36 protein-coding genes are annotated in these 24334 nt (G+C 39.1%); 9 read left to right on the top strand and 27 right to left on the bottom strand.

Going from position 1 to position 24334, the window contains the following annotated elements; genetic code table 11:
- Positions 1–93: 93 nt before the first annotated feature.
- Both MPH60_RS05390 and MPH60_RS05385 read right to left on the bottom strand, forming a co-directional pair.
- On the bottom strand, positions 94–762 hold the full coding sequence (locus tag MPH60_RS05390; RefSeq protein WP_241589776.1) for a Rha family transcriptional regulator: 669 nt from the start codon (positions 760–762) through the stop codon (positions 94–96).
- Positions 762–968 (bottom strand): helix-turn-helix domain-containing protein, encoded by a 207-nt coding sequence (locus tag MPH60_RS05385; RefSeq protein ID WP_241589777.1) that lies wholly within the window; start codon positions 966–968, stop codon positions 762–764. The genes MPH60_RS05390 and MPH60_RS05385 overlap by 1 nt, the downstream gene beginning before the upstream one ends.
- Positions 969–1132: 164 nt before the next feature.
- Between MPH60_RS05385 and MPH60_RS05380 the strand changes: the two genes are divergently transcribed.
- On the top strand, positions 1133–1354 hold the full coding sequence (locus tag MPH60_RS05380) for a helix-turn-helix domain-containing protein (RefSeq protein ID WP_241589778.1): 222 nt from the start codon (positions 1133–1135) through the stop codon (positions 1352–1354).
- A gap of 29 nt (positions 1355–1383) precedes the next feature.
- Here the strand turns inward: MPH60_RS05380 and MPH60_RS05375 are convergent, their stop codons facing one another.
- From MPH60_RS05375 to yyaC, 4 genes are read right to left on the bottom strand one after another with little or no spacing between them, the layout of a single operon-like run.
- Positions 1384–1782, bottom strand: coding sequence for a hypothetical protein (locus MPH60_RS05375; protein ID WP_241589779.1), 399 nt, complete (start codon positions 1780–1782; stop codon positions 1384–1386).
- Complete coding sequence (locus MPH60_RS05370; protein WP_241589780.1) at positions 1779–1991, bottom strand: hypothetical protein; 213 nt, start codon at positions 1989–1991, stop codon at positions 1779–1781. The genes MPH60_RS05375 and MPH60_RS05370 overlap by 4 nt, the downstream gene beginning before the upstream one ends.
- Positions 1992–2038: 47 nt before the next feature.
- A complete protein-coding gene (locus MPH60_RS05365) occupies positions 2039–2557 on the bottom strand; it encodes a hypothetical protein (RefSeq protein ID WP_241589781.1) in 519 nt (172 codons plus the stop codon).
- A gap of 31 nt (positions 2558–2588) precedes the next feature.
- Positions 2589–3131 carry a spore protease YyaC gene (gene yyaC, locus MPH60_RS05360; protein WP_241589782.1) on the bottom strand — a complete coding sequence of 181 codons (543 nt, stop codon included), beginning with the start codon at positions 3129–3131 and terminating at the stop codon, positions 2589–2591.
- Positions 3132–3788: 657 nt separating this feature from the next.
- Between yyaC and MPH60_RS05355 the strand changes: the two genes are divergently transcribed.
- Positions 3789–4028 carry a hypothetical protein gene (locus MPH60_RS05355; protein ID WP_241589783.1) on the top strand — a complete coding sequence of 80 codons (240 nt, stop codon included), beginning with the start codon at positions 3789–3791 and terminating at the stop codon, positions 4026–4028.
- Between the two features lie 430 nt (positions 4029–4458).
- Here MPH60_RS05355 and MPH60_RS05350 read toward each other — a convergent pair whose 3' ends face one another.
- The 9 genes from MPH60_RS05350 to MPH60_RS05310 form a co-directional block, all read right to left on the bottom strand.
- Positions 4459–4665 (bottom strand): hypothetical protein, encoded by a 207-nt coding sequence (locus MPH60_RS05350; RefSeq protein ID WP_241589784.1) that lies wholly within the window; start codon positions 4663–4665, stop codon positions 4459–4461.
- 91 nt (positions 4666–4756) lie between these two features.
- On the bottom strand, positions 4757–5188 hold the full coding sequence (locus MPH60_RS05345; protein WP_241589785.1) for a hypothetical protein: 432 nt from the start codon (positions 5186–5188) through the stop codon (positions 4757–4759).
- Positions 5189–5214: 26 nt separating this feature from the next.
- Positions 5215–5838, bottom strand: coding sequence for an ERF family protein (locus MPH60_RS05340; protein ID WP_241589786.1), 624 nt, complete (start codon positions 5836–5838; stop codon positions 5215–5217).
- Between the two features lie 77 nt (positions 5839–5915).
- Positions 5916–6488: a host-nuclease inhibitor Gam family protein gene (locus MPH60_RS05335; protein ID WP_241589787.1), complete on the bottom strand. Its 573-nt coding sequence runs from the start codon at positions 6486–6488 to the stop codon at positions 5916–5918.
- Positions 6485–6664, bottom strand: coding sequence for a hypothetical protein (locus tag MPH60_RS05330; RefSeq protein WP_241589788.1), 180 nt, complete (start codon positions 6662–6664; stop codon positions 6485–6487). The genes MPH60_RS05335 and MPH60_RS05330 overlap by 4 nt, the downstream gene beginning before the upstream one ends.
- On the bottom strand, positions 6657–7124 hold the full coding sequence (locus MPH60_RS05325; protein WP_241589789.1) for a YopX family protein: 468 nt from the start codon (positions 7122–7124) through the stop codon (positions 6657–6659). The genes MPH60_RS05330 and MPH60_RS05325 overlap by 8 nt, the downstream gene beginning before the upstream one ends.
- Positions 7121–7417, bottom strand: coding sequence for a hypothetical protein (locus tag MPH60_RS05320; RefSeq protein ID WP_241589790.1), 297 nt, complete (start codon positions 7415–7417; stop codon positions 7121–7123). The genes MPH60_RS05325 and MPH60_RS05320 overlap by 4 nt, the downstream gene beginning before the upstream one ends.
- A gap of 47 nt (positions 7418–7464) precedes the next feature.
- The gene (locus MPH60_RS05315; protein WP_241589791.1) at positions 7465–7653 is read right to left on the bottom strand and encodes a helix-turn-helix domain-containing protein; all 189 of its coding nucleotides are present in this window, start codon (positions 7651–7653) and stop codon (positions 7465–7467) included.
- Between the two features lie 43 nt (positions 7654–7696).
- Positions 7697–7882 carry a helix-turn-helix transcriptional regulator gene (locus tag MPH60_RS05310; RefSeq protein ID WP_241589792.1) on the bottom strand — a complete coding sequence of 62 codons (186 nt, stop codon included), beginning with the start codon at positions 7880–7882 and terminating at the stop codon, positions 7697–7699.
- 199 nt (positions 7883–8081) lie between these two features.
- Here MPH60_RS05310 and MPH60_RS05305 point away from each other — a divergent pair, with 199 nt between their 5' ends.
- The 3 genes from MPH60_RS05305 (at position 8082) to MPH60_RS05300 (ending at position 9827) form a co-directional block, all read left to right on the top strand.
- Positions 8082–8417, top strand: a complete 336-nt coding sequence (locus MPH60_RS05305; protein WP_241589793.1) for a helix-turn-helix domain-containing protein — start codon at positions 8082–8084, stop codon at positions 8415–8417.
- Between the two features lie 188 nt (positions 8418–8605).
- Positions 8606–8737: a hypothetical protein gene (locus MPH60_RS27680; protein ID WP_272492801.1), complete on the top strand. Its 132-nt coding sequence runs from the start codon at positions 8606–8608 to the stop codon at positions 8735–8737.
- Positions 8706–9827 carry a site-specific integrase gene (locus MPH60_RS05300; RefSeq protein WP_241589794.1) on the top strand — a complete coding sequence of 374 codons (1122 nt, stop codon included), beginning with the start codon at positions 8706–8708 and terminating at the stop codon, positions 9825–9827. Before MPH60_RS27680 ends, MPH60_RS05300 begins: the two co-directional genes overlap by 32 nt.
- Positions 9828–9890: 63 nt before the next feature.
- On the opposite strand, the gene MPH60_RS05295 is transcribed toward MPH60_RS05300, so the two are convergent.
- Together MPH60_RS05295 and MPH60_RS05290 are read right to left on the bottom strand one after the other, a co-directional pair.
- Positions 9891–10547: an ATPase, T2SS/T4P/T4SS family gene (locus tag MPH60_RS05295; RefSeq protein ID WP_336275383.1), complete on the bottom strand. Its 657-nt coding sequence runs from the start codon at positions 10545–10547 to the stop codon at positions 9891–9893.
- A 96-nt stretch (positions 10548–10643) separates the two neighbouring features.
- On the bottom strand, positions 10644–11024 hold the full coding sequence (locus MPH60_RS05290) for a Spx/MgsR family RNA polymerase-binding regulatory protein (RefSeq protein ID WP_241589795.1): 381 nt from the start codon (positions 11022–11024) through the stop codon (positions 10644–10646).
- A 214-nt stretch (positions 11025–11238) separates the two neighbouring features.
- Here MPH60_RS05290 and MPH60_RS05285 point away from each other — a divergent pair, with 214 nt between their 5' ends.
- Together MPH60_RS05285 and MPH60_RS05280 are read left to right on the top strand one after the other, a co-directional pair.
- The gene (locus MPH60_RS05285) at positions 11239–11940 is read left to right on the top strand and encodes a helix-turn-helix transcriptional regulator (protein WP_241589796.1); all 702 of its coding nucleotides are present in this window, start codon (positions 11239–11241) and stop codon (positions 11938–11940) included.
- A gap of 85 nt (positions 11941–12025) precedes the next feature.
- Positions 12026–12268, top strand: coding sequence for a DUF2626 domain-containing protein (locus MPH60_RS05280; protein WP_076365317.1), 243 nt, complete (start codon positions 12026–12028; stop codon positions 12266–12268).
- Positions 12269–12320: 52 nt separating this feature from the next.
- Here MPH60_RS05280 and MPH60_RS05275 read toward each other — a convergent pair whose 3' ends face one another.
- Positions 12321–13421 carry a class I SAM-dependent methyltransferase gene (locus MPH60_RS05275; RefSeq protein ID WP_241589797.1) on the bottom strand — a complete coding sequence of 367 codons (1101 nt, stop codon included), beginning with the start codon at positions 13419–13421 and terminating at the stop codon, positions 12321–12323.
- A 337-nt stretch (positions 13422–13758) separates the two neighbouring features.
- On the bottom strand, positions 13759–14385 hold the full coding sequence (locus MPH60_RS05270; protein WP_241589798.1) for an MBL fold metallo-hydrolase: 627 nt from the start codon (positions 14383–14385) through the stop codon (positions 13759–13761).
- A 233-nt stretch (positions 14386–14618) separates the two neighbouring features.
- On the opposite strand from MPH60_RS05270, the gene MPH60_RS05265 reads away from it, so the two are divergent.
- Entirely contained in the window at positions 14619–14792 is a 174-nt protein-coding gene (locus MPH60_RS05265) for a DUF2759 domain-containing protein (protein WP_034308396.1), read from the top strand.
- A gap of 41 nt (positions 14793–14833) precedes the next feature.
- Here MPH60_RS05265 and MPH60_RS05260 read toward each other — a convergent pair whose 3' ends face one another.
- From MPH60_RS05260 to MPH60_RS05240, 5 genes are all read right to left on the bottom strand, one after another.
- Positions 14834–16006: a hypothetical protein gene (locus MPH60_RS05260; protein ID WP_241589799.1), complete on the bottom strand. Its 1173-nt coding sequence runs from the start codon at positions 16004–16006 to the stop codon at positions 14834–14836.
- 173 nt (positions 16007–16179) lie between these two features.
- Positions 16180–17346, bottom strand: coding sequence for a M14 family metallopeptidase (locus MPH60_RS05255; RefSeq protein ID WP_241589800.1), 1167 nt, complete (start codon positions 17344–17346; stop codon positions 16180–16182).
- Between the two features lie 134 nt (positions 17347–17480).
- On the bottom strand, positions 17481–19334 hold the full coding sequence (locus MPH60_RS05250) for an LTA synthase family protein (protein ID WP_241589801.1): 1854 nt from the start codon (positions 19332–19334) through the stop codon (positions 17481–17483).
- A 179-nt stretch (positions 19335–19513) separates the two neighbouring features.
- The gene (locus MPH60_RS05245) at positions 19514–20485 is read right to left on the bottom strand and encodes an ROK family glucokinase (RefSeq protein WP_241589802.1); all 972 of its coding nucleotides are present in this window, start codon (positions 20483–20485) and stop codon (positions 19514–19516) included.
- Between the two features lie 14 nt (positions 20486–20499).
- Positions 20500–20709: a YqgQ family protein gene (locus MPH60_RS05240; protein WP_101222565.1), complete on the bottom strand. Its 210-nt coding sequence runs from the start codon at positions 20707–20709 to the stop codon at positions 20500–20502.
- A gap of 215 nt (positions 20710–20924) precedes the next feature.
- Between MPH60_RS05240 and MPH60_RS05235 the strand changes: the two genes are divergently transcribed.
- Positions 20925–21782, top strand: a complete 858-nt coding sequence (locus MPH60_RS05235; RefSeq protein ID WP_241589803.1) for a hypothetical protein — start codon at positions 20925–20927, stop codon at positions 21780–21782.
- Here MPH60_RS05235 and MPH60_RS05230 read toward each other — a convergent pair.
- From MPH60_RS05230 to MPH60_RS05220, 3 genes are all read right to left on the bottom strand, one after another.
- Positions 21777–23315 (bottom strand): rhomboid family intramembrane serine protease, encoded by a 1539-nt coding sequence (locus MPH60_RS05230; RefSeq protein ID WP_241589804.1) that lies wholly within the window; start codon positions 23313–23315, stop codon positions 21777–21779. The two genes, MPH60_RS05235 and MPH60_RS05230, sit on opposite strands and share 6 nt — an antisense overlap.
- Positions 23316–23480: 165 nt before the next feature.
- Positions 23481–23669, bottom strand: coding sequence for a hypothetical protein (locus MPH60_RS05225; protein WP_101222568.1), 189 nt, complete (start codon positions 23667–23669; stop codon positions 23481–23483).
- A 75-nt stretch (positions 23670–23744) separates the two neighbouring features.
- Positions 23745–24317: a 5-formyltetrahydrofolate cyclo-ligase gene (locus MPH60_RS05220; RefSeq protein ID WP_241589805.1), complete on the bottom strand. Its 573-nt coding sequence runs from the start codon at positions 24315–24317 to the stop codon at positions 23745–23747.
- Positions 24318–24334: the final 17 nt, after the last annotated feature.

Genomic DNA, 24334 nt, shown 5'->3' with positions numbered 1-24334 from the left:
TTTTAGCTCCTTATGCATAAGCTTGTTCAAATTTGATATAATAGTAGTACAAAGTTTTCTTTTGGATCCGATGTTGGTAGCATCGGGTTTCTTTTATATAAGTGGTCTCCATGATTTCACCCACGATACAGCTTCTTCATAATCTTTACGTTTTACAAAGATGTATTTAGGAGCTGAGAACGCCCGCCTTAAATGACTATGAATCTGAGAATATATTTCTCTTTTGGTTAAGTCGTAATCATCCTTGATTGATTCAACACGTTTTTTAATTTCATGGTGTAATGTTTGCTGCTGACCGTGATTTAATGTGATTTCCTCGCTCACCTGGTGTTTAATCAATTCCACATCGTTTTTGATTACTTCAATTTCTTCTGCTGTTTCCAGTGATAATTTCATGGAAGCAATTAATTGTTCCCGATCCGATAAAACTCTGGGTTTAGTAATCTCCTCTTTTATTCTTTTGAATTCCTTAATAAATTTAACTTTGAACTTCATTGCTTCTGGCGTTACATAAGACATTGCAATTAATGTGAACGCATCTTCGGATAACAAACAGCAGTCATATTCTCTGCCTCGTTCGTTTTTATAAGTTGACCGCTGAAAGTTCAGCCGTGAAAATTCCTCTTCACCAGCTACAACCAATTTCCCGATTTGATTAACGATATCTGCCATTACATTTTTATGTTCTTTACCGAACACTTCCGCGATTGTTAAACTACTCGTTACAACCTGTCCATTCTCGATGTAAACTAATTGATTCATTAAACATCCTCCTTTAAATGTAGTAAATCTCCAATTCCGCAATTTAACTTATCGCACAATGTAACCAATAACTCTTTGTCAAATGTCTTTGTTTGATTGTTAGCTAGTTTAAGAACTGCCATGTAGCTAAGATCATGTTGATTTGCAAAATCCATGATAGACTTGTAGCCATTTTTCACTAAAAGCAATTTCAAATTCACATTCATTTCATCCACCTCCTGACTTGGTAACAAGTACCTCTATCTATTTCTAATTGTAATGGATATAATAATTAATGTAAATGATATGATAATAATATTTTTGAATTTGATAAAAAACTTTTCATATTTTATAATTGACTGCATATACTAATTGAAAGAAGGGTTGTCCAGTGTCTAAAGTTTTAAAAAACAACCTCCGAATCCTAATGGCTAAAAAAGGCGTTCGTACTATGGTTGAACTAGAAGAAAAGGCTGGAGTTAGCCGACAAGTTCTGGACCGATTCGATAAAGATAAATCCAAACGATTGGATTTTGATACGGTCGTGAAGTTATGTAACTTTTTTGAGTGTGAAGTTGGCGAACTCTTATATTTGGAAGAAGAGGGAGAATAAAACTCCCTCTTCATTTTTTTTGCGACTTCTTATTGTTTTCCACCTTGAATAGTTTCCTGATTTTTTGTTCCCATAGCCACCACACCAGCAATCACCAATAGAATACAAGGAATGAAGAGTGATATATTGATAACGAAAATTCCAATGCCTAACCACAATAGCCACAATCCGTTTTTCCTTTGATTAACCTCTATATTTTTCGGGAGGCTTTTAAATAAAGCGATACCAAAACCAGCTGCCGTTATTAGTGATTGGAACAAGGTCACGATAAAACCAAGTCCGTATTGACCATCCGTAATATAATAATCACCTGATGCTCCCATGAAGACCCCACCCCAGAAATTCGTTCCTAAGAATAACCAGATAAGTGATCCGAGTAATCCCAAGACGGAACCGATTAAACCTACAATAAATGTTGTGTTTTTCATTTGTTTTCCTCCTTTAATGGTTCGTTCAAAATGAATCCAACAGGATCTAACTTGTGATAGGCTCTTTTCCATTTTTCGTTCTCTGCCCTTAATTGTTCATTTTCCTTTTGTTGTTCTTCGGTTTTTTCAATAATCCATCGGACGTTGTCAGGAATTCTACCTGTTCTATATGCAAAATAATCCTTTAATTCTTGCAATTGTTTTTCCATCCAAAGCCCCCCTTATCATGTTTTGAATGTATCAAGACACTAACCCATTACATATCAGCAGTAACTTTATTCAACTCCGCTGTAGCTTTATCTAAATGCTGCCCGCCTTCCGTCATTGCATCTACGCATGTGCCTAATAACTCTACATCCACATTGTCGATAGCATTTGGATAGTTATCCACTACATATTGAAAGGAATCCATTGCTTGCAAAACATGATCATGTGATTTCTGAACTTCCGCAGGAGCATCCACGGATCTGATATTATTTATGTGTTCTTCCATAGTTACCAGGGATAAGGAAATATCCATGATCCAATCATCCGTAAGCATGATGGATGGATTGTTTGCTGCTTCCGAGTTTAAATTACTGAAGTCGGTCATTGTAACAGTGAAATCATTTAGATAACCTTCCATTTCGGTACCGTAATCAGCTAGTTCGGTGTTGCTTGTAGGCTCTGTTACTTCTTCCGTCGTATCCGAATCAGTTACCGTTGTTTCCGAACACCCTGTAAGCATTAAACCCAACGTCATTCCAGCAGCGATAATCCATTTGTTTTTGATCATGTCATTCTCTCCCTTTGGGTGAAGTTTTTGTTTACTCAGCCAATAAAGACGGCCGATAATCATTTTTCAATTCCTTATATAGAAAGCCGAGGAAAAGTTCTTGTTCCTGTGGTAGCACTTTGACCACCCCCTCGACAATCTCTGCTGCCAGATCCATGACTACTGAAAGGCGTGTGCTTTGTAATGTGAGATAATCCATACCACCACTGACATTCACAATACCTTGAATTGAAACATCTCCAATTGGAGATAATTCTTTCCCGACGCCTGCTCCTGGTTTCAAGGGACCACCATGGACATGTACTTCACCAACACTTTTAATTCCCCCCAGACATGCATCCACTGCTATAATGAAGTGATTAGAATATATGTTTCTTGCCAAGGTGATATTCTCATCAAGATTCAAAGCGTGTACCGGGCTTTTGAGTGTGCCCAGTACATTGTATCCCTTCAATGATAATTGAGTGCCTACGAGAGGTCCTAAGCTGTCTCCGGTTGAACGATCCGTACCGATACAGAAAAACAATACTTCCTGGTCAGAGGGCAGGAGCTGGGCAAGTTCCCTTTGAAACATCTGTGTCCTCCTTCATGTTTGTTCGAATAGCTTATTACTCGAATTACAAATTATCTAATGATTTAAGTTAATTTCTTTTGTAAGTCATAAAGGAATGATTGTATTTTGTGTTTATTGAACTTGTATAAGGTATCTACAGCAATTGATACTCATTTCCGGTCCCCTTTCGTAATATATAATTCTGCGCTGGTAGCTTACAACTGCCTGCCTCAATTATAATCGACATCGATATTTGGTCCGGCTGTACTTTCGCCTTAAATACTGCTTTTTACGTAATTTATAGTTATAAAACTCGATACATCAGTGTATCAAAATGAACGCTAACACCTTACAATTCCTCGAAATCCTTGACACGGCGGACCTGCTATCTTACCATCATCCCCCGCCGCCAAACTTTCCTCCTGCAAAACTTCGTAGTTTCCCAAAGTTGATTTAAAATTTCCGGCATATTATCGTAAGGCGTTTGTATCTGATATTCAACTTTTATTACCACACTTTTTTTTCGGACTGTACGGCACGATTCCCAAAAATGTAACTTTTTGTAAAACAGAAATAATATACATTCAAATTTCAGAATGTTATAGTGAGAGAAAAATATATATCTGGGTCCTACCAGACTGTTATTAGTCACTTCCCATTTATGGAAAGGAGACAAGTATGACAGTCGAACATGTAAAGAATTTACTTTCAGAATTATGTTATTTTAGTGAAGTAGATATTACCCAAACTTTTTCTTTTAATGGAATTCGCATTTTGCAAGTAAAATGTATAACCATGAATTCTCTAAATACATTTGAATTAACCTATCCAGATAGCGATAAAGTAGATACTTTTAGTGATATAGATAAAGCTGCTAAAGTAGTTACAAATATTATTTCTAAAAGAACTCCTGTTTAGGAGTTTTTTTGTTTGCCTCACAGTTTGTGTCAAAAGCTCAGTCGTTTGGATAGTCATTGTAGTAAAAATGTTAAGTTTTTATTAAAATCCTATTCAGATGTTTTTCCATGATAAAATTGTGGAATTGCAAAGTATAAGTCGCAAAGCTCAGTTATTAATATATTTTTTGATGGCTTATAATCTATTAAAAAGAGGTTTTTTATATGTTAATCCCTACTATTTATTCAACTAGTACAGAAGATAGACACATAGTTAAAGACAAGAATACTTTTGAATGTGGAGCCAGATACAATGTATTTCCTATGTTAACAAGACGAGATCTTAGGAAGATTAGATTCATGCATTACGAAGAAGTAACATGTCCAGGATGTAAAATGAGTGTCATGAAAAGTCAATATTATTCCTAAACCCCTAATGTCACAGTTTGTGTCTACTCTTCATCATCCACTTTAAATGCGATCAATGGATCCTTTGAATCTTGCCTCTTTTTGATTATCTTTGAATAGGCTGGGGACAACAGATATCTAATGGTTGAAATTTTTACTCCTAAGTAAGCAGCACACTCTTTTGCTGTCCCTAAGCAAAGGAATTCATCGCCTTTGTACACTGCGTACTCACAAGTTTCCGGTCTGGGCATTAATCGCACCCACTTTCATCTTTCATGACCAAGGCACTAATAAATCCAATGCCTATGACTATGAAATAGAGTAGCAACCAATCGATCATTGTCATTTGGAATCTCCTTTCAGTTGCTTCTCGTCTAAAAGACCGATATTATATGCTTGTTTGGCGGTTTGATGGTCTACTAATTGCCCACCTACTGTATTTGCATAAGGAGATATTTTCCCTTGGTAATAACCTGTTTCTAATTCCTTTTCAGAAAATGGATGTCCAGGCTTCAAAACTGGATCACCACTATATTTGTGTTTCTTTTTAGCCCATGGGTAATACTTGCGTTTCCCTGTTAAATACAAGGTGTTCCCTTCTCTATCGGTGTAATACCAATCGTAAAGCTCTGGCCCGATTTCACTTGCTCCGCATCCATAACAATGATATGGACCGCATTGCACCATTCCCACACCAACGTCTACCCAATCAGCTTCACAATCCTCAAACCCGCAATAAGGACAAGGTTTGGATGGAGTATCGTATGCTCCCATAATGTTTTACCTCCCATTCAGAGGGCTTAAGCCCCCTTATTTAATGATTTATTAAGTAAAGTAATTGCTTGGCTGGCATCGTCGATTGTGTACCACTCCATATCCTTTTTAAAGCGATCCTTAAGCGTTTTATAAGCCGCGTCAACAGATATGCCTTTGTCGGTTGAAACGTCCTTCAATAGCTTGTTAATGAGGTTTAATTGCTTCTCGGATGCTAATGGTTGTTGACTGCCAGAACTTTGCTTTTGAGGCGCATTGTCACTTGCTTCGTTACCATCATCATCAACGTCACTGACAATCCCAAATGCAGCTGAAAGTGAATAGCGTTTTGCGTAGGTCAAGGCAGAACCTACTCCCTGAGCTGTCTTTTTATCCAAAGGAAGAATGAATGGATCGAATTCGAAAAACTGACCACTTGAGTGAAACATAATGGTTACGACTCCAATCCCTGTTGCGTCACTGACAGGCATTTGCGTGTAAGATAGACCATGTTTAGGAGCGCATTCATTAATAGCCTTCACGGTCCCATCCAGCGTCACATACTTGGATTTAAAATGAGGATTGTTCCCATCCTTTTCAGGTTGCTTAACCTCAGATTGGAATCCAGCTAAAGCCTTGGCAATCTCCACAATGTTTTCAGAAGTTTTCATACTGATCATCCTTTCGTGTTATAATGTTTGCGAATATGTTTTCCTATGGGGTAGAAGAGATGGCCGTCTCAACTACCTCAACTAAGTTTCAAATCAAACTTTTCACCACGTTCGACAACCTTAACCCCAGGAACAACCATTCCGTTTTCATCTATTAAAACTCCTTCATGTACCTGCGCTTGCTTCTTGATGGTTTCCCAATCCAACGATTCTTTCACTTTGACAAATCCATTTTCTTTGGCGTATTCAAGTAAAGTTGCATCATCCTTTTGATATTCTGGTTGCTGTTTCTTTAATGAGATTTTTCCGTATGGAAGGGAAATGGTTTTCTTCGGTTTCTTCCCTGCATCAATCTGCTTTTTGACCTCTTCGCGCAAATACATTTCAAGAAGGTTTGAATAGTGAGCATGTTTTTTGATGTGCTCTTTCTTAGCTTCTTCGCCCCACGCTTTGATTTTTTCAATCTTTTCAAGGAAAGGCGCAATTTGCTTTTCAATGATGGAATCAATTTCTTGATTTCGTTCCTCAAAATATGAAATCCTGCGGCTTGCTTCTGTAGCTGTTTCTAAATCAGTTACAGCAAACACCTGTTGAAAATCTAACTCTTCATTTTGATTAATTTCTTCAATAACGTTTTCTAATGGCTTCATATAAAAACCCCTCCTATTTTGATTCCATCCATTTCATGAATGTTGGTAAAACTTTTTAATTCTTGCTGCAACACATCCCAATCGGTTTCAGGAAACTTATCGGATAAAGTATCGAAGTCCGGAATGAACCCTTGATCGTGGCAGTAGCAAAGGAAGTAAAAGATTTGGTCATCCATGGTTCAACAACTCCGAATTTTCGTAAATGTTTCCAACAACAATCAAGTCATTCGTAAAATCTAAAGGAACATAAATATCTTCTTTTCTACCTGCCAAATGTTTATTTGTTTCATACGTGAACCATGCTCCTTTAAAACTCACAATGCCTAGTTGGGAAAAACCATCAATTCTATCGAAGTCAATGATTCCACCGCCAGAATCTTGATTTGGCACGTGTTCATCTTCTTCCCAAGTACGAACTATATCCCCTTCATAAATCTCCACCCCTTTTTTATCTTTTAATCCGGTGTATTGCCGTAAAATTGCATCACCGTAGTCTCCATCCAAAGAATAATGACACCAGTCGTTAATACTTCCACCAAAACTCCCAGAGACAATTTTGCTATTAAAATTAATTGTTACAGGTGTGAAATGGTCTCCTGTTGGCTTGTAGATTGCATCGAACTTGATTTCCCTCATACCGCATCCTCCTCTTGCCAGATATCTTCTTCCAGGTATTCATTTTCCGGTGGTACATAACTGAAGCAAAGGCGAACATTATCCGTTCTTATGTGGAAACTATCTTTAATGATTTCCTCCACTCTTACCGCTAACGTTTCAGCAAGGTCTTTCACTTTTTCCTCAACATCATTTTTGAACACCGGTACAAATTCATCTGTCTCATAATGAGAAAAGTGGATATCGATATGAGCTTTCTTATCCAAGGCTTCTGAAAACAGCTCCATTAATTTTGCTTTTGTTTGTTGATCCATTAGTTTTTCCTCCCCCACCTTTTTTTGTGTGCAGAATCCTTGCAGCATCAGCTCACATCTTTCTTCTTTTCCAGCCAATTAAAGAAATCTTCTCGATTTACATACTTTGAACGACGGATACGGATTAAAGGAAATCCGTTTTCATCCATGATTTCATATGCTACTCGCTTGCTAATCCCTAAGATTTGGGATAAATCCTCTGCTGTTAAAACCATTGGGTAGTCTTTTTTTTCCATTTTTTCTCCTCCTTTTTGGGTTGAACTATAACTCAACTACACCTTAAAAAAATAAATCGTCTAATGAACAATCAAGTGCTTTGGCTATTCTAACGGCTAGTTTTAAGCTAGGAGTACCTAAACCTTTTTCAATTTTTCTCAGATGACTTACGGAAATGTTGAGTTTTTCGGCAAACTCTTTATGGCTTAATCCTCTTCTAGTTCGAAAATCTTTGATGTTGTTGACCAATAGTGAAACATCCCCCTCATAAAGTTTCGTTATAGCTCAACCCTTATTTGTAGTATATACGAAAGTTGAATTATAAGTCAACAAGCAAATAGTAAATAATTCTAATTAACTTTTGTGTGGGAAATAAAAGTTGATGTATTGCTCAATTTTAGCCATAATAAAAGATGGAGTTATCGTTGTCCTAAAGGGGTGAATGTTAGTGAATGGGTATGGAGAGAAAATAAAACTATACCGAAAATTAAGAAATTTAAGCCAAGACGATTTAGGCGATAAATTAGGAGTGACTAAATCCTATATCTCTAAGTTAGAAAATGAAAAAACACCATTAAGTTTAGAAACGCTCGGCAAGATTGCAGAAATTTTATCTGTAGATCCAAAACAACTAATTAATAACAAAATTCAAGAACCACCGGACGATTTAAAGGAAGCCGGAGCAGAATGGATAATACTGGGCAAAAAGATGGAAGAACAAGGTATTACACCAGAACAGATAGAACAATGGGTGAAGATAGTTAAGGCTTACGAAAAGGACTAATTTCGGGCTATCTTTACCCGTTTTTTTGTCCCTATTTTCACTTTGTCGATTATTGTCATAAAATGAGCAACTAACAACTAGGAAAAAGTACCCCGAACCATCGTTGTGTATAGTATACTAAAGTAGAATCGAATTACAAACATATGTTCTTATTTATGTTCTTATTTTAGTATCGCGGGGTGCGTTTGTTGAAGAATATCATCTATGTATCAGAACTTCCTGCCGGTGTATTTATTGAAACTAAAAATTGCTTTCTTGTCGGGACAAACCAAGAAGGAGATGTTGAAGATGAAAGGTTATGTCCGCAAGAGGGGAAGTAAGTGGAGTTATACCGTTGATGTAGGAAAAGATCCAATAACAGGCACAAGAAAGCAAAAAACAAAAAGTGGGTTTAAGACAAAAAAAGAAGCCGAAGGCGCCCTTAATCAGTTGGTCTATGAGTTTAACAAGGGCGAATGGATTGCACCAAAAAATGTATTATTAGGGGAATTTGCAGAAGAGTGGATAAAAAGTTATCGCCATCGTTTAAGAGACACTACGGCCGAACAGTATGAAAACAAAATAAGAAACTGGATTGGTCCGCTTTTAGGACATTATAAGGTTCAGGAGCTAAAACCTATTCATGCTCAAGTTTTTTCTGGGAAGTTGTTGGAATCTCTGAATGATAATACGGTTCATAAAATTTACGCAATAACAAAGCTCATATTAAACCATGCTGTCAAATTAGAACTGATTAACAAAAACCCTTTTAATAATCTATCTTTGGTCAAGGAACAAAAAAGAAAAGTCGTGACTTGGAGCTTCGATGAATTAGAACACTTTTTAAAAGTAGTGAAAAACCATCATTCGTTTTATTATAGGATTTTTGTAACTGCAGCATATACAGGATTACGTAAAGGTGAACTGTTAGCATTGAAAAAGGGTGACATTGATTGGGAGAAGAAGCGAATAAAGATTTCGAAGAGTGTTTCTGAAACAAAAAAAGGTGTTCAACTTGGGGAGCTGAAAACACCTTCTTCTCACAGAAATGTAGCTATTGATGATTTTCTAATTTCTATTTTAAAGGAACAGGTTATCAAAAACAATGAGATGAAGTTAAAACTTGGTGATTCTTACAATGACCAACAACTAATCTTTTGTCATGAAGATGGTGTTATTTTTAGGCCATCAAGCTTAAATAGAATCTTTGGCCGTTACATTGAAAGGTCTGGTTCACCTAAAATTAGGTTTCACGATCTTCGACATACACACGCTACCCTTTTATTAGAGTTAGGTGTGAACCCCAAAATCGTTTCCGACCGATTAGGTCACTCGTCAATAAAAATCACTCTTGATACGTATTCTCATGTTTCTTTAGATTTACAATCAGACGTGGCTGACGTCTTCTCAAAAAGAGCAAGAAAAGCCTAATGTGGTCAAAATGTGGTCAAGCCTAAAATTTTATAGCTATAAACCCTAAAAAAACAGCATGTTTTAGTCTATAACCACGATCACGTCCGGGTCATGCCTCAGGACAGCTTTTAGACCGACAGAATACGTAATGCCCGCCTTTTCATTGATTTGGACCTGCAGTACCTTTTCGGATACATTTTCAATGGGATCTTCAAGTGTAATGATATTTCGATTGATCATTTCGTGGGCATGGTGAAGCAGGGAATATAATGTCGTGGTTTTTCCACTGCCAGTCGGACCGGTAAAAATAAGCATGCCATGGGAATGCTTCAGGAGTGCAATCAATTTTTGGACGGTGTTTGGAAATAAGGATAACTGTTCGAGAGGTAGGATATTCTGTTGGGGTATTAAGCGGATGACCAAACTTTCAAGATGGGCAGTGGGTAAAGTGGAAAGTCGGAGCCCGACAACCTGGTTAGCCAAATTAATGGTGAGGGCACCGCTCTGGGGCCTCCTTTTCTCCCCTATATCCATCGAGGCAAGGAACTTCAAATGAGCGATCAGCCTTTCAGCTTCAAAGAATGATAATGTTTCCTGGGGTACAAGCTTATTGTCTATCCTGAATTGGATGAGTGGTCCCTCCCTCCGAAAAAAGATGTGGATATCCGATGCAGATTCCTGAATGGCACGGGTTAATATTTTTTCTGCGGTCTTTTCAATCGATATCAATTCATTCATCACCTCCTATATTTCTTGTTGTAAGGATTCGACAATCCACGACAAATTCCTGCTCCAGAATAAAAAAAATTCCCGAAAAGAAATTCGAGAATCATGTTACATGCTCACTTTCCATTCAAGCCTTTGGGAAACCAAATTTCTTAAAGCGTCTACATTATGACCTATCACCAGTTTTTCCCCGTCTATGAGGATGGGTCTTCTTAATAACTTCGGTTCTTTTGTTAATAATTGGATGACATCAGATAGCATCATTTCGTCAATATTAACTTGTAAGTCTTTGTAAGCTTCACTTCTTGTTGCCAAGACTTCATCAAGTCCTTCCGTTGTCAATTCAAGTATTCTTTTTAACTCTGCTGCAGTTGGAGTTTCTCTGAATAAATGTCGTTCTTCGAAGGAAACATGATTGGCCCTTAACCATTTTTTTGTTTTTCGGCAAGATGTACAACTTGGGTACGAAAAGAAAGTTAACTGTGCCATACTAATCACTCCCCGTTCACATTTTGTATACAATTTTAATATATATAATGATTGTATAACATTTGTACAATTTATGTATATTTTTTTGCACTATAAAACAGGTTAATTTGTGAACTTTTTTTAAACTAAGAGGAGTTAGCCCTTTCTATTATTCCATTTTTTTCTGCCTGCATTATAATGGACATAGGTAAACTATGGAATACAGGAGGGTGTAATGGAACAAACGTTAAAAATAACAAACGTGTTAGCAGATCCCACCAGATATTATATATATCAGCATATTGTGAACAACCATGGCGATGTATCGGTACAGCAAATTGCCGATTCTTTTAACATTCATCCAAATGTTGCCCGTCTACATTTGTCAAAGCTTGAAGATATCGACATGTTGACCTCGGATGCCCGAAAGACCGGTAAAGGCGGTCGCCCGAGCCGGCTTTATCGATTATCTGATAAAGTCATTCAGCTTCATTTTCCATACAGGAACTATCAGCTGCTTTCTAGGATTGCAATCCAGACGATGATGACATTAGGGGAACAAGGAAAAAAGGCTCTTCATGAAACGGGAAAAGCTTTCGGGGAGGAACTGATCAAGCAGCAACTAGCCCTGAACTCGAAATCGATCGATCGAATTGGTTTTGCGGAAAAAGTCAGCATGCTTAAAAATGCGGCTACCATCGCAGGGTTATCTCCTGAAATACAAGCAAGCGAAAAAGAAAATAAAATATATTTTCGTATCTTCAATTGCCCGTTCAAGGAAGTTACTGAAGTGGAGCCAGGGACAATCTGCTCCATGCACAATTCATTTTTAGAAGGTATGTTCGAAGCCTTGTTTGATAATGTCAATATTGTGGAATTAGAAAATATGATGTCCAATTGTGCAGCATGCTCATACCAGGCTTCGGTTCTCACATAGAAACAAAAGGCATCCTTTACATTACCTTACAATTTCATTTATAATTATTTAGAATGTACACGACTAGACATAAGGAGGGATTCGGATGGAACGCATGTTCAGAGTATGTGGATTTTGGACAGGAATTATGGCAATTTTCTTTTATCTTGGCCATATGCATCAAACGTCTTTGCTTTTCTTTGCACAAACGATCTTTTTTGTACTTTTAAGTTATTTGAAATTATCTGAGCGCATGTATATTTATGTTTTCGGCGCCTATCTTACCGTTTTCTTTGCAGGATTTTCCTACTGGAGCGTATTTATGATGACTCCGGGTACTGCGCATTAAGAACTAGCAATATTACATAACCCATGAATTTTGATTCATGGGTTTTTACTTGTCACCATTCAGGAAAGACCCTTACATCATCTGCTAAATTCTTCGATTGAAGCAACACTTTGAAATGTTCACTAAATCCCCCTGGAACGATTAGCCCGCGAATTGCACGATTCCGCTTCGCCGTTTTCGAGAATGGATCAGTTCCTTGATGGTCCCTCAATTCCTCTAATATGCCTGCTTTAAGCAAGAATTCATTTTGAAGAAAAAACCCCTGATTGGAAAGATCCTTTCTTTTCCCAATCTCGATTAATGTATCAAAATGGATATGTGTCGTCAGATCCATATCACCAGGATACATAAGTGGATCTTTAATCATTTGGTGCTCATAATAGCCCCTCAAGCTCCCTTGAAGATGAGCTGGCTCCTTCCATTCCCTTTCGGTATAGCCATAATCAATCGTAAGGAGTATCCCCGATTCGATACAGGAAACGATCTTCTCATATTCACGGACCATTTTTAGCGGAACTTCGTATCGTTGTTTTTCATTCAGGGTGATAGTTCGTTCTGTAAGGTAAGAAAGAATGGCAGGGTTGTCCAAAGGTTCCCTTACCTCTACCAAATCGCCCTCCTTTTCAGTAACGAATACCTCTACGAGGGCTCCCTTATACTTTTCAATCACATGTACAGGCAACGCGTCGAAAAGTTCATTTGAAAAGAGGATCCCATTTACCTTCGTCCATTTTTCTAAACTGGCAGCAGAAACGGCCTGTTTGAACATCCCTAAACGTTCTTGCTGAAGCCTTCTATGAAATGGACTTTCATCCACAAGGATATAAGTCAAAGAGTCCCATATCTGCGGTTCCATTTCCTTCATGGAAACGAGGATATCATAAGCGAGCTTACCGTCCCCCGCGCCGACCTCGATGATTTTTGGTGATACTCCACAGCTTTTTATTAAATAAACGAACCATCTGGCCAGAGATCTCCCAAATGCATCCCCAACATTGCCAGACGTATAAAAATCCCCTCTGGAGCCGATCTTCTTTTTTGTGCGTACATAGTAGCCTATATTTGGCGCATATAAAACAGCTTCCATATAGTCATGATAGGAAATTCTTTTTTGGGGGCTTCCTGCAATCAATTCCTTTAAGTGATTTTTCAACACAATGCCTCCGTCTCCATGATCTTCCATCATATGAAAATAAATGTTCTTTTCTTTACAAAACACATAAATACGTAGTTTATCGACAATCATACTCAAAACTAAAATTTAAAGTTCACAAAATGTTCAATTTTTTCATCCCGCAGTCATAAACGTGCCATCATTACAAAATGAATGTTTTCGACAAATCTTAGTTCAGAGCTGAATCAAAGTCATGCACACAGGGGCAAGGCCCTGGTTTTTATATTCAGTATAGTTCTGGATATGAACCATTTCAATATTTTTACATAATTAAGAACTTAAAAAAACAGGTGCCATACGGCACCTGCAAAAGTCATTATCTCAAAAAGGGATTAGTATTCTTTTCATCCAGAATGGTCGTGACAGGCCCATGACCAGGAAAAACGATCGTATCATCAGAAAGTGTCAGCAGCTTCGTTTCAATGCTATTTAACAGCACTGCCTCGCTTCCGCCTATTAAATCGGTTCTGCCTACGCTTCCTTGGAACAAGACGTCCCCTGAAAAGAGGAGCCGTTGTTCTTTGGCATAATACGAAACGCTCCCTGGTGAGTGTCCAGGGGTTTCGAATACTTCGAAAGTGAATCCGCCAATAGTAAGTTCTTGCTCATTTGCCAGGAAGTGATCGGCAGGCTTCATGCGCATTGGATTTTCCGGGAACCAGTTTTGAGAGCCATTCAATGCGGGATCAAGTAGCCACTTGGCCTCTTTTTCATGAATATATGCAGGTATCCCATAATGATCCCGAATAGCATCAAGAGCACCGATATGGTCAAAATGCGCATGTGTCAATAAAATCGCCAAAGGTTTTAAATTTTTTGTTTGTATGTACTGTATGATTTTCTGCGGCTCTTCACCCGGATCGAAAATGATGCAATCCTGTCCATCGGAAACTACATAACAATTCGTTTGCAGCGGGCCTAGAGGTAATTGTGTCCATTTCATTTCCATCAACTCCAATATGATTTTCTATCTTCATCTTACACTAATTAAGCTGCTAATGTTAATCCAGTATACTCAAGTCATAGAAGTGTCACCTTTTAAACCTCGACAAATAATTGAAAAAATATTAAGATATTAACAAATGCAATCTTTTCTACATATTTTTGGTAGTTGCTTTATTCTCTGGGTATATTATTAGGGATTAGGTATTCATTACGAAAAAAGGGGGTTTTGACATGATATTAATGGTTGTTTTCGGACTTGTGGCTATTTTAGGAGTAGCAGCTGTGTTTACCTCATTAAAAAAGAGAAACTTCTTAGGATTTATTTTTGCAGCCGGCAGTGCAGTCGTGTTTGGCTGGTTTACCGTCATGACTGTCATCAACAGCGGTTTCCCTGTTGCCCATTGAAGAAAAAAGCTCGCCATCCGGCGAGCTTTTGTTTTAAGTAATCATGTTTGTTTGAACAATCTTTGTATTTGATGGGTTTTCATATCAATGATTTTCTCAAATTGATATCCATATAAGCAGAAGTTGCCATCAAGCGAACAGCTTAATGGTTCATTTTCCATGTCCTTCATCAATTCTTCTTGTGTGCCTTTTTCCCAATTAAATTTAGTTAAGGTAAACCTTCCCTCATATTGGTCCGCATCTTTTGATTCATTAGGAATAAATGTTATCAATTCCTTGTCTTTTTCAATGAAATCATAGGACGGAATCACCCAATCTGAAAAGCTTTTCAATAGCGGCACGGAAAAAGAGTGGATCGGCTTGTTTGTTGGATCATAAAATGCATATGTACCCCGATCTTGTTTTTCTGTCTCCACTTGAATCGTCATCAGCGCTTGTTTCATTTTTTTAAAGTGAATGACATCGAGCATAAGGCTGTCCGTTCCATCCCCATTAAGCGCTTTTCTTTCTAGGGGTGCCGTCAAAGCAGGTTCTTCCCTGTCCCAATCGAGAAACAACAAATCTTTTTCACTTGCCCATTGAGCAAAGGGCTGCGGAAAGTCCAGAGTTTCCATTGTTTGTTCATCTGGATTTAACACATAACTGTTGTATGTCCAATCTTCATAAAAACTCGATAAAAACAGCTGGCCATCTTTAAATGAATTCCACTCATAAGCTAATTCATAGGCTGGGATTGCCACGGAATACAGTGGATTCCCCGTTTTATCGAGTATTGTGATGGATGCTTTACCCGAAGAGGTGAAGGACGATAACAAAATATGCGTTCCAGACGGACTGATCGATACTTCAGAAGATTCAAAAGCCGGTTGATAGAAAACGGAAGTATCATTAGTTTCCAAATTCCATGCCATCAACTGGGATAATTCATTACCATCCCGCTTCACAGAATATAAAATGGTTTTAGAATCCAGCCATCCAACAATGGCTTCGATTTTATCCGTTTCTGCAGTCGGGACCTTTAAATTTCTTACTGAAGTTTCCAGGTTTGATTGGGAGTGTTCTTTTTCCGTATCATTTACGGGTTTACTAAGGTCCTTGGAAGGCTCACAAGCCGAGATAAGAAGGATAGTGGAGATAAATAATGGGATGAAACACAACATCTTACAAATGGAAAGCCGCATACAAAGTGCTGCTTTGGATACTTTAATCTCCACACACCTCCCACTTCAAAACTAAAACGCCTGGCATATGTGAGCGAGACATTAGAAAGAGAGTAAGGATTAACCAATCGAATCCTTACGACTTTCATTATAAAGTAAAAAAGAGAAAATGTGGCGAATAATGATCTTATATTTTTTTGGAAGTATATCCCTTAGGGGGAAATGTATCACATATAAAGGCCTGCCACCAATATCTTGACGGTATCTTCATATATACCAGGCAAATGGGATAGCGGAAGCGGATTGATGCCCTTTCCCAATTCGATTGTGAAACCGCCGCGTTTGAATTCCTGAATGAACCAATCTTTATACCCGGCATGGCTGTCAACGTATTGTACGGCCCGATATCCGCTACGGTCCTCAAACTCCCTTGCAACATTCGCTGCCTCTTCAGGTTCATGTCCCTCATATCCCCAATAGAATTCTTTTCCCTGGGTGTGAAGTGCAAGCACTCTTTCAAAATTCCGCCTCATTGCCAGCTCCTTCATGGCCAATGCTTCTGGTTCTGATAACGCGGTCTCTCCTGGAAAATCTCTTGGGGCAGGGGCTTTTGGAATCTTTCTACGCTTTTCAATCTCCCAATTGGCAGGATATTGATTATTCAGGTCTACACCGCGGATATTGGCTTTCCAAGCATAAAAGGCAGGATTGCCATTGTTTATTTTTAAAACATCGACCTTCCCCTCTGCAGCCTCCTCCCCCTTTAGGACAAGCTCGACTCCATCCGGATTCACCATTGGAACCATCGAAATCGTCATATCCCGATAGAAGGGCATACAATCCATTCCGCAAAGTGCACGATCATTCGTTACTGCCAGCAGAAAATCATTCAGCCATTTCATCAAAACTGCCGAAGTGATCCATTCATTAGCATGGAATGAACCGTTATAATGTATGATCTTATCGCCTTGACCGATCCTTACCTCAAGAAGTTCTTTTCCCAACACACTCCTTCCGATCGATTCAACTTTAATAAACGGGTAATGAAAAGATAGGGTATCAAGATCGTCAAGAAGTGATTGATAATCATAGGGCTTGTCGGTGACAATCATGGGATTCATGACCCGGACGGGTACGGAAAAAGGTTTTTGTCCACCCTGATTCACCAATGATACCCCATCGATGGGCAGGTGATATTGTAAAGCAATTTCGGCAAAATCGATATCTAACCGGGACTCTTCCTGAACAATGTATCCAGGTATCTGTACTTCTATGCCATTTGGCAAAACCCCGCCAGTAATGGCGGGATTGGCATCCTCTATCAAAACCCGGGGAATTTGGAACAATTGACTGTAATATGCCAAATCATCCCCGCTTCTGCTCACGACTTTCATTCAGCCTCCGCCCCTTTCATTGTTTATCTTTATGAAGCGAAAGACAGAAAGATGTTCAGGAAGTCTCACGTGTTTCATAATTGCTGATTTTCCTGTAAAAACAAAAAAACCTGGATTGCGCCAGGTTTCTTTTTTCAACGTTGCTCATAAAATCGGAGCAAATCCCCGTAAATGATTTTGTCGGAGTAATCAAGCTCCTGTTTCGCCTTTTCCAAATACTTCTCACATGAACCCTTTTCAGTCGCCGCTCCAGTCTTTTTATCATAGCAGGTATCCATCGTATAGAGATAATCCTTCGTGATGAAACTGCTATCGCGAAGAACGGTGAATTCTAATTTCTCTTCAGAAAATAGATCTTTGCCGAATTCGATATAATCATCATTTTCAATCCCCAATAAATGAAGGAGTGTCGGCCTTACATCAATTTGGCCTGAAACGGTGGAAATCGTCTTTCCCTTCTGGCCGGGGATATGTATGATGAGCGGGACACGCTGAAGTTGGATGGATTCGAAGGGCGTGATTTCCTTCCCAAGGAACTGGCTCATGGCAGAGTTGTGATTTTCCGAAATTCCATAATGGTCCCCATATAGCACAATTATGGAATCCTCATATAAGCCATCACGTTTCAAATCACCGACAAATTGTTCCAAGGCTTCGTCCGTATAACGTACGGTCGGAAAATATTGATTCAATGTTTTGGAATTTGAATCGTATGGCTCCAAGGTCCGTTCTTCCTCATTCAAAGTGAATGGAAAATGATTGGTTAACGTTATGAATTTGGCATAAAAAGGCTCAGGCATCCTCTTCAAGTGAGAGATTGATTGTTTGAAGAACGATTTATCATTCAAACCCCAATTGATGGAATTCCCTTCAGAGACTTTGTATTCATCACTGTCATAAAAACGCTGGTACCCAAGAGAATCATACATTATGTCACGATTCCAAAAGCTTTTATTATTGGCATGCAAGGAAGCCGTATAGTAACCTTCTTCCGTTAAGATTTCGGGGGTGGCTTTGTATTCATTTTGAGCATGAGTGAAAAATACTGCACCTCTACCTAATGGATAGAGGGAATTCTCGATAATGAATTCAGAATCGGATGTTTTCCCCTGGCCAGTTTGGTGATAAAAGTTTTTGAAATAATAGCTCTCTTTAATGAATTCGTTCAGAAAAGGAGTGATTTCTTCACCGTTGACTGTTTTATTGATGACAAAGCTTTGAGTGGATTCCAATGATACAAGTATCACATTTTTCCCTTTTGCCAGACCATAAAGATCATCATTAACCTCTTTTTGATTGGCACGGACATAATTTTCAATTTCCGACAATTCACTGCCATCCGCAAGGGCACGCTGAGCTGATGATTTCGTCTGTAATATTGCATCATAGAGGTGATAATGGTACGTACCGATATTCTTAACGAGGATTTCGCGGTCAAACGTTCTTGTCAGTAATTCAGGACGCGCCGCTTCAGCTAAAGCTAAGTTAAAAAATGTCACTCCTAAAGCGATTAACATAAAGAATTTACGATCCTTTGGATTGCATCGACATTCATGGAATGTTTTTGGTTTGTATTTCAGCAGCAGCATCAAGAAAAGAATATCGGCAAAATACAATAGGTCACTCCGATTGATCAATTCATGCACGCTGCTTCCAAGATCGTTCATATTGCTCGTTTGAAAAAGAACGGGAATGGTTAAAAAGTCATTGAAAAAGCGAAAAAAAACAAGGTTGGCAAAGAGGACGAAGGTGATGGAAAAACTCATGATCAATAAATATGCTGTCCTTCTATTTTCTTTTAAAAATATATGCACGCCAAGAGTAAGCAAAAGGAAACTGACAGGATTGATGAATAGTATGAACTCCTGGAACCAATTATCAATATCTATCTCAAAGCTTGTTTTATAAGCAATATATGTTTTAAGCCAAAGTGAAATGAATACGACCCAAAACAATGAATATCCCTGTTTTTTGAAGACCCTTTTCAATCCTGGTCCCTCCTCATCGAAGAAGCGCTGGAGCCATGCCAGAGCGCCTCAATCATGGGTCATGGTTCTCCCCTCTATTTAAATGCAGGAACGATTGCCCCCGCCCCTCAAAAGGAGGTATTTTTTGAAGATTCCATCTTTTTTTCTCATAACCCTGTTAACACAGGGCAGCAAGGGGATCACGTATTCAGTCGGCTTTTAATGAGCCATGCTCCACCTATCACCCCTGCATCATTGCCTAGTGTGGCCAGGCTGATTTTCGTTGATTTACTAACCCGTTTGAATGCATACTTTCCGAAGGCGGCACGGACAGGATCAAGCAAAATGTCTCCCGCTTGTGAAACTCCCCCGCCAATGACGATTTTATCTGGATTCATGACATTCCCAACATGTGATAGAGCCAGCCCCAAGTAATTGCCTACCTCATCCACCACAGCTTTGGACAAAGAATCACCTTCTGCAGCGCATTGGAATAACAGTTTGGAAGTAACCGCATTTCCCTCGTCGACTTTCTGCTGAAGCAATGACTTTTCATTAGCGGTATTCAAGGCTTCTAAAGCCATTCGGACGATTCCCGTTGCCGAAGCAACCGTTTCCAGACAACCAGTCTTGCCGCAATTGCATGGTGCCCCTCCGTCCGTTACGACCGTTATATGCCCTATTTCTCCAGCAGCCCCACTGATACCATGGACGATTTGCCCATTATGGATGATCCCGCCGCCTACACCCGTTCCCAGAGTGACACAAACGAGGTCTTTGGCACCATTACCGGCGCCTTTCCACATTTCTCCCAAAGCTGCCATATTGGCATCATTATCGATCACAGCTGGAAGAGATGTCTCCACTTCCAGTAAATCTTTTAAAGGGTAGTCCTTCCAGCCTAAATTGACAGCTTCATATATGGAACCGTTAACAAATTTCACAGGGCCTGGAGCACCCATTCCTATCCCTACTATCTTACTCTTCGGTTCATTAAGTTCCACGAGCTTCGCATCAATTGCTTTGGCTATATTAATCGTAATGAATTTTCCCTTTTCGGAGATGTCCGTGCCGATCTCCCATTTATGAATAATCTCTCCGTATAAATTGATCAGAGCCAGTTTGGTAGTTGTACCGCCTAAATCCACACCCATGAGCCACTTTTCCATCATTCTCACCTTTTTTATCAATTTTTTTTCTGTTTCTCCCTTTCTAAAGACAATTGCTGTCTAATTAAAAGGATCGCCATTTGATAATCTTTCGTATCCATCATCTGCATACGGTGGATTTCCCTTATTTCGGCTTCCATCATTTCAAGCTCGGCTAAGCGATCACCAATATAGATAAATGTACCGAATCTTTTCAAGTATTGTTGAAGATCATAATATGTTTTCATAGTAAACCTCTTTACTCTTTTCTTTAGGGAAAGTATATCGAATCAGCCTTTTTGTAACAAGCGACCAATTCCCCTTTTGATAATTTCCACCATCCCCCTCATACATGTCCAACTGTATTCATATGATGAAATATCAAGAATGTGGGACTCTTTCAATTTAATTCAACCAATTAATGTTTTTAACCACTCATCATGCGTAAAAACGGAGGGGAATAATGAAAGTACAATTGAAATATACCGTCTTTTTGGTCTTGACCACCATTTTTGTCATCCTATATTTATCAAATCATAAAAGGGCAGAGGAAACCATCATTTTTTTTCCCATCGATTCCTCACTCCATTTTGAACATGCTTCCACCCACCTGGCACCGGAGAGTACCGGGGATTCAACCTATACCATCACTTGGAGGGTGGATTCTTCATTGGACCAGACAGCATACTTGCGTCAGGACGTATCGCTTTTATACAAAAATGGGAAATTATCAGGAGCTTTAAAAAATTGGCGCCAAAATAAACAAGAACTCTCTCAAAAGGCGAAAACTAAAGAAACCCAGAGCGGTCGTTATGAAGCGATAACATTTCACTATGCCGAGGTTCATCCGAGTGACACAATTTTCACCAGTGCCCAGCAGCTCAGTAAAGATAAACTCTATACAGTAACGACACCGGTTTTTCAATATTTCCACCGTCCCCTGTCAGAAGAACAGGTTCAATGGAAAAAAACGCTGGACGGCTTGACTGATCAAACGGTTCGAACTGGTTTGGAAAAAGCAGGTCAAGCATTTCAGGTTAATCTGGATCAGTATAAAATCATCTCTTTAACAGATCTGCCGTCAAAGAAAAATCAATGGCTTGCTGACTTCCCCCAATTCAAACGGGAGGAAATTGTGGGGAAACTGTGGGAAGGACTTTACAAAAATTATGTGTTGGGAATCAAAAAGGAGGATGGATCCACTGTGAGTCCACAAGGCAGCACCATCCCCCTATTGCTTATGGCGAACAATCAAAGTGAAATACTTGTCTTGTTTACCCTGAAAGACGGTTCCCCAATCATGCTGCGTCAAAAGTTATAGTCGATTTTCAATTTCTTCCAACAGTTTAGTATATGATTTATTATCCGGGGCAAGCTCAATAGCCTGAACAGCTTGCTCCTTAGCTTGATCGAATGATTCGAGATTCATGTAGGCTAAGGCAAGATTGTAATGGGCTTCATGCAAATCCGGATTGCTTTCGATCGCTTTTTCATAATAATCCCTGGCTTTATATATGTCCTTATTATCAAAAGATAAATTTCCCAGCATAAAAAGCGATAGCGGTGCATCAGGATTTGCATCAACATAATTGTTTAGCATCTCTTCCGCTTTATCCTCTTCATCATCATCAATATACTTTTGGGCCAGCATGGCCATCGTATTATCATCTATAGCTGCACTTTCCTGATGATTGAAACCAAATTGAAGCAGGGCATAAGTCAGTATTGCCGCCCCGATCAGAAAAGCCAGCTGCCGAAAGATATTCCTGGATTTTGGCAGATGCACAACTCCAGCAGCCAAGAACCCTCCGATCAACCCTCCGATATGCCCTGCATTATCGATTCCCGAAACGGTGAAACCATAAATTAAGTTAATGATGATCAACACAATCACCGATGAGCCCATCGAGCGCATGAATAATTTCGGATAGACGATGCCGAAGTACAGAAGTGCCCCAAAGCAGCCAAAAATGGCTCCGCTCGCCCCTGCGGAAAGATTCGGGGTCATGATGAAGCTGCCTAGAGTTCCAGCGAAACCAGCGAATATATAGATGAAAAGGAATCTGGCATTACCGTAAATCCTTTCAACTTCAGCTCCGATCAAATACAATGAAAATGTATTCATCAATAAATGGATGAACCCAATATGGACGATCATCGGTGTAAAGAACCGCCACCATTCCCCTTGTATGATATAAGGGGAAAATTTAGCGCCAAACTCAATCAAAGTTTTGGAATTGGTGCTGCCCCCATTAAACTCCATCAAGATGAACACAGCTATTTGTAACGCCATGAATATATATGTAAAGAATGGCTTATTGGCATTTTGAAATACCTTCTGTTCAGCCTTAGCCTTTTTGACTGACTCTGAGATGGCGTCTTTCTTTACTGCGAGAATCTTTTCCTCATCTATTTCATTATCTTCAAGAACTTGAATTGAAAGTGGTTTTTTCAAAACATGTTCAAGGTTTTGCAACGAATCATGAAAGTTTTCACAAGTCAGAAGAAACGTGTTAACATTCGTTTTTTTAAAGGAAGCCACACGTGAGCTAAAGTCATGATCATCCACCGGGGCGAATTTACTAACATAAATACTTAATATGTTAATGGGCTTTTTGTATAATTTCCTTCTGATCCTTTCCCCATTCTGCAAAGTTCGGTCGATATCGCGTTTCAGCCAATTAGCCCAATCCAAATCATGTCGAATGAGTCTTATGACTGGAAATTCTTTATTCTTATCGCTCTCAAGCCAAATCTCCTGATGGTTTTCCGTGACAGTGATCATTCGATAATCATAATGGGCAGACAACTCCCTTATGGTTTCCCAAAACAAATAATCCTCTTTAAATCCCAATGCCTTCCCCACTTTCCAATGAAACTTAAGCTTCTAAAATTCCTGTTTCTTAATTAAAACTATAGACGAAATCATGAAAAAAGTAAAAAAGGAGACTGCTTTCCCGGTCCTTAAAAATAAAAAAAGGAACCCCTGATCAGGTTCCTTTTTAAGATACCGGCATTCTCATTTGGTCTGACTGAACATGCTTTGCATCATTTTATCCCTGAACATTGGCATATCCAAGGATTTAGTCACTAGAAATCTTCTTAAAATGCCATTGGACAAGGCAACATTTATCAGGCGGTACCGGTTTTTGTAACCTGCATAAACAGCTAAACCAACCAAGAAGATTTGAATAATTAATCGAAGCATAACAATCCCTCCTATCAATAGTGTGATACAGGACAGGATTTTTATGAGCTAAAAGTGATATTTAATAAACTTCTTCTAATGTGCATACGTACGTATTACCCTGGAAGGGGTAATGAGTTTGCCTACTGCTATATCATGAACCTCTATGGGGAGCTCATCCATTAATTGAAGCTCGTATGTAAGGGCCAATGTAACTCCTCGGTAATAAGATAGGAAACGGTCGTAATAGCCGCCTCCAAAGCCTAGGCGATACCCTTCCTTGGTAAAAGCAAGACCGGGTACGATCAAGGCATCCAACTCCTCTTTCCGAGCCTTGGCTGTTTCAGACACTGGTTCAAGCAACCCGTAATAAACAGACTCCAGCTGATTGAAGGACGAGATTTTCTTGAATTCCATTGTCTTTTTTTCAGGATCACATTTTGGTACTGCCACTTCTTTTCCTTCACTCCATGCTTGTTCGATGATCCGTACCGTTGGAACTTCGGGCGGTATGGAGACGGTGATGCCAATGGTTTTTGCTTTTTTCCATTCCTCCAGTGAAAATAAGTTTTCAGCGATTCGGTTCGATAGTTCCTCATGTTCCTCTTTAGTCAGCACCATCAAACGGGACTTAACTTCTTGGCGGAGCTTTTTTTTGTTTTCTTTCATCTCTTCCGACTCCTTTA

This window comes from Peribacillus sp. Aquil_B1 (assembly GCF_022603275.1).
GTDB lineage: Bacteria > Bacillota > Bacilli > Bacillales > DSM-1321 > Peribacillus.
The sequence above is the reverse complement of the archived record's forward strand: the minus strand, read 5'-3'. Positions and strand labels throughout refer to the sequence as shown.

Coding starts and splice junctions, on each gene's coding strand:
- MPH60_RS05265 (WP_034308396.1), top strand. CDS start 14,619: ATGATATTAATGGTTGTTTTCGGACTTGTGGCTATTTTAGGAGTAGCA.
- yyaC (WP_241589782.1), bottom strand. CDS start 3,131: ATGTTTCAAAGGGAACTTGCCCAGCTCCTGCCCTCTGACCAGGAAGTA.
- MPH60_RS05225 (WP_101222568.1), bottom strand. CDS start 23,669: ATGCTTCGATTAATTATTCAAATCTTCTTGGTTGGTTTAGCTGTTTAT.
- MPH60_RS05370 (WP_241589780.1), bottom strand. CDS start 1,991: ATGGAAAAACAATTGCAAGAATTAAAGGATTATTTTGCATATAGAACA.
- MPH60_RS05365 (WP_241589781.1), bottom strand. CDS start 2,557: ATGATCAAAAACAAATGGATTATCGCTGCTGGAATGACGTTGGGTTTA.
- MPH60_RS05385 (WP_241589777.1), bottom strand. CDS start 968: ATGAATGTGAATTTGAAATTGCTTTTAGTGAAAAATGGCTACAAGTCT.
- MPH60_RS05295 (WP_336275383.1), bottom strand. CDS start 10,547: ATGAATGAATTGATATCGATTGAAAAGACCGCAGAAAAAATATTAACC.
- MPH60_RS05330 (WP_241589788.1), bottom strand. CDS start 6,664: ATGGATGACCAAATCTTTTACTTCCTTTGCTACTGCCACGATCAAGGG.
- MPH60_RS05325 (WP_241589789.1), bottom strand. CDS start 7,124: ATGAGGGAAATCAAGTTCGATGCAATCTACAAGCCAACAGGAGACCAT.
- MPH60_RS05390 (WP_241589776.1), bottom strand. CDS start 762: ATGAATCAATTAGTTTACATCGAGAATGGACAGGTTGTAACGAGTAGT.
- MPH60_RS05235 (WP_241589803.1), top strand. CDS start 20,925: ATGAAAGTACAATTGAAATATACCGTCTTTTTGGTCTTGACCACCATT.
- MPH60_RS05375 (WP_241589779.1), bottom strand. CDS start 1,782: ATGAAAAACACAACATTTATTGTAGGTTTAATCGGTTCCGTCTTGGGA.
- MPH60_RS05345 (WP_241589785.1), bottom strand. CDS start 5,188: ATGGGAGCATACGATACTCCATCCAAACCTTGTCCTTATTGCGGGTTT.
- MPH60_RS05270 (WP_241589798.1), bottom strand. CDS start 14,385: ATGAAATGGACACAATTACCTCTAGGCCCGCTGCAAACGAATTGTTAT.
- MPH60_RS05220 (WP_241589805.1), bottom strand. CDS start 24,317: ATGAAAGAAAACAAAAAAAAGCTCCGCCAAGAAGTTAAGTCCCGTTTG.
- MPH60_RS05315 (WP_241589791.1), bottom strand. CDS start 7,653: ATGGAAAAAAAAGACTACCCAATGGTTTTAACAGCAGAGGATTTATCC.
- MPH60_RS05340 (WP_241589786.1), bottom strand. CDS start 5,838: ATGAAAACTTCTGAAAACATTGTGGAGATTGCCAAGGCTTTAGCTGGA.
- MPH60_RS05320 (WP_241589790.1), bottom strand. CDS start 7,417: ATGGATCAACAAACAAAAGCAAAATTAATGGAGCTGTTTTCAGAAGCC.
- MPH60_RS05355 (WP_241589783.1), top strand. CDS start 3,789: ATGACAGTCGAACATGTAAAGAATTTACTTTCAGAATTATGTTATTTT.
- MPH60_RS05290 (WP_241589795.1), bottom strand. CDS start 11,024: ATGGCACAGTTAACTTTCTTTTCGTACCCAAGTTGTACATCTTGCCGA.
- MPH60_RS05280 (WP_076365317.1), top strand. CDS start 12,026: ATGGAACGCATGTTCAGAGTATGTGGATTTTGGACAGGAATTATGGCA.
- MPH60_RS05255 (WP_241589800.1), bottom strand. CDS start 17,346: ATGAAAGTCGTGAGCAGAAGCGGGGATGATTTGGCATATTACAGTCAA.
- MPH60_RS05335 (WP_241589787.1), bottom strand. CDS start 6,488: ATGAAGCCATTAGAAAACGTTATTGAAGAAATTAATCAAAATGAAGAG.
- MPH60_RS05245 (WP_241589802.1), bottom strand. CDS start 20,485: ATGATGGAAAAGTGGCTCATGGGTGTGGATTTAGGCGGTACAACTACC.
- MPH60_RS05285 (WP_241589796.1), top strand. CDS start 11,239: ATGGAACAAACGTTAAAAATAACAAACGTGTTAGCAGATCCCACCAGA.
- MPH60_RS05350 (WP_241589784.1), bottom strand. CDS start 4,665: ATGCCCAGACCGGAAACTTGTGAGTACGCAGTGTACAAAGGCGATGAA.
- MPH60_RS05300 (WP_241589794.1), top strand. CDS start 8,706: ATGAAAGGTTATGTCCGCAAGAGGGGAAGTAAGTGGAGTTATACCGTT.
- MPH60_RS05240 (WP_101222565.1), bottom strand. CDS start 20,709: ATGAAAACATATTATGATCTTCAACAATACTTGAAAAGATTCGGTACA.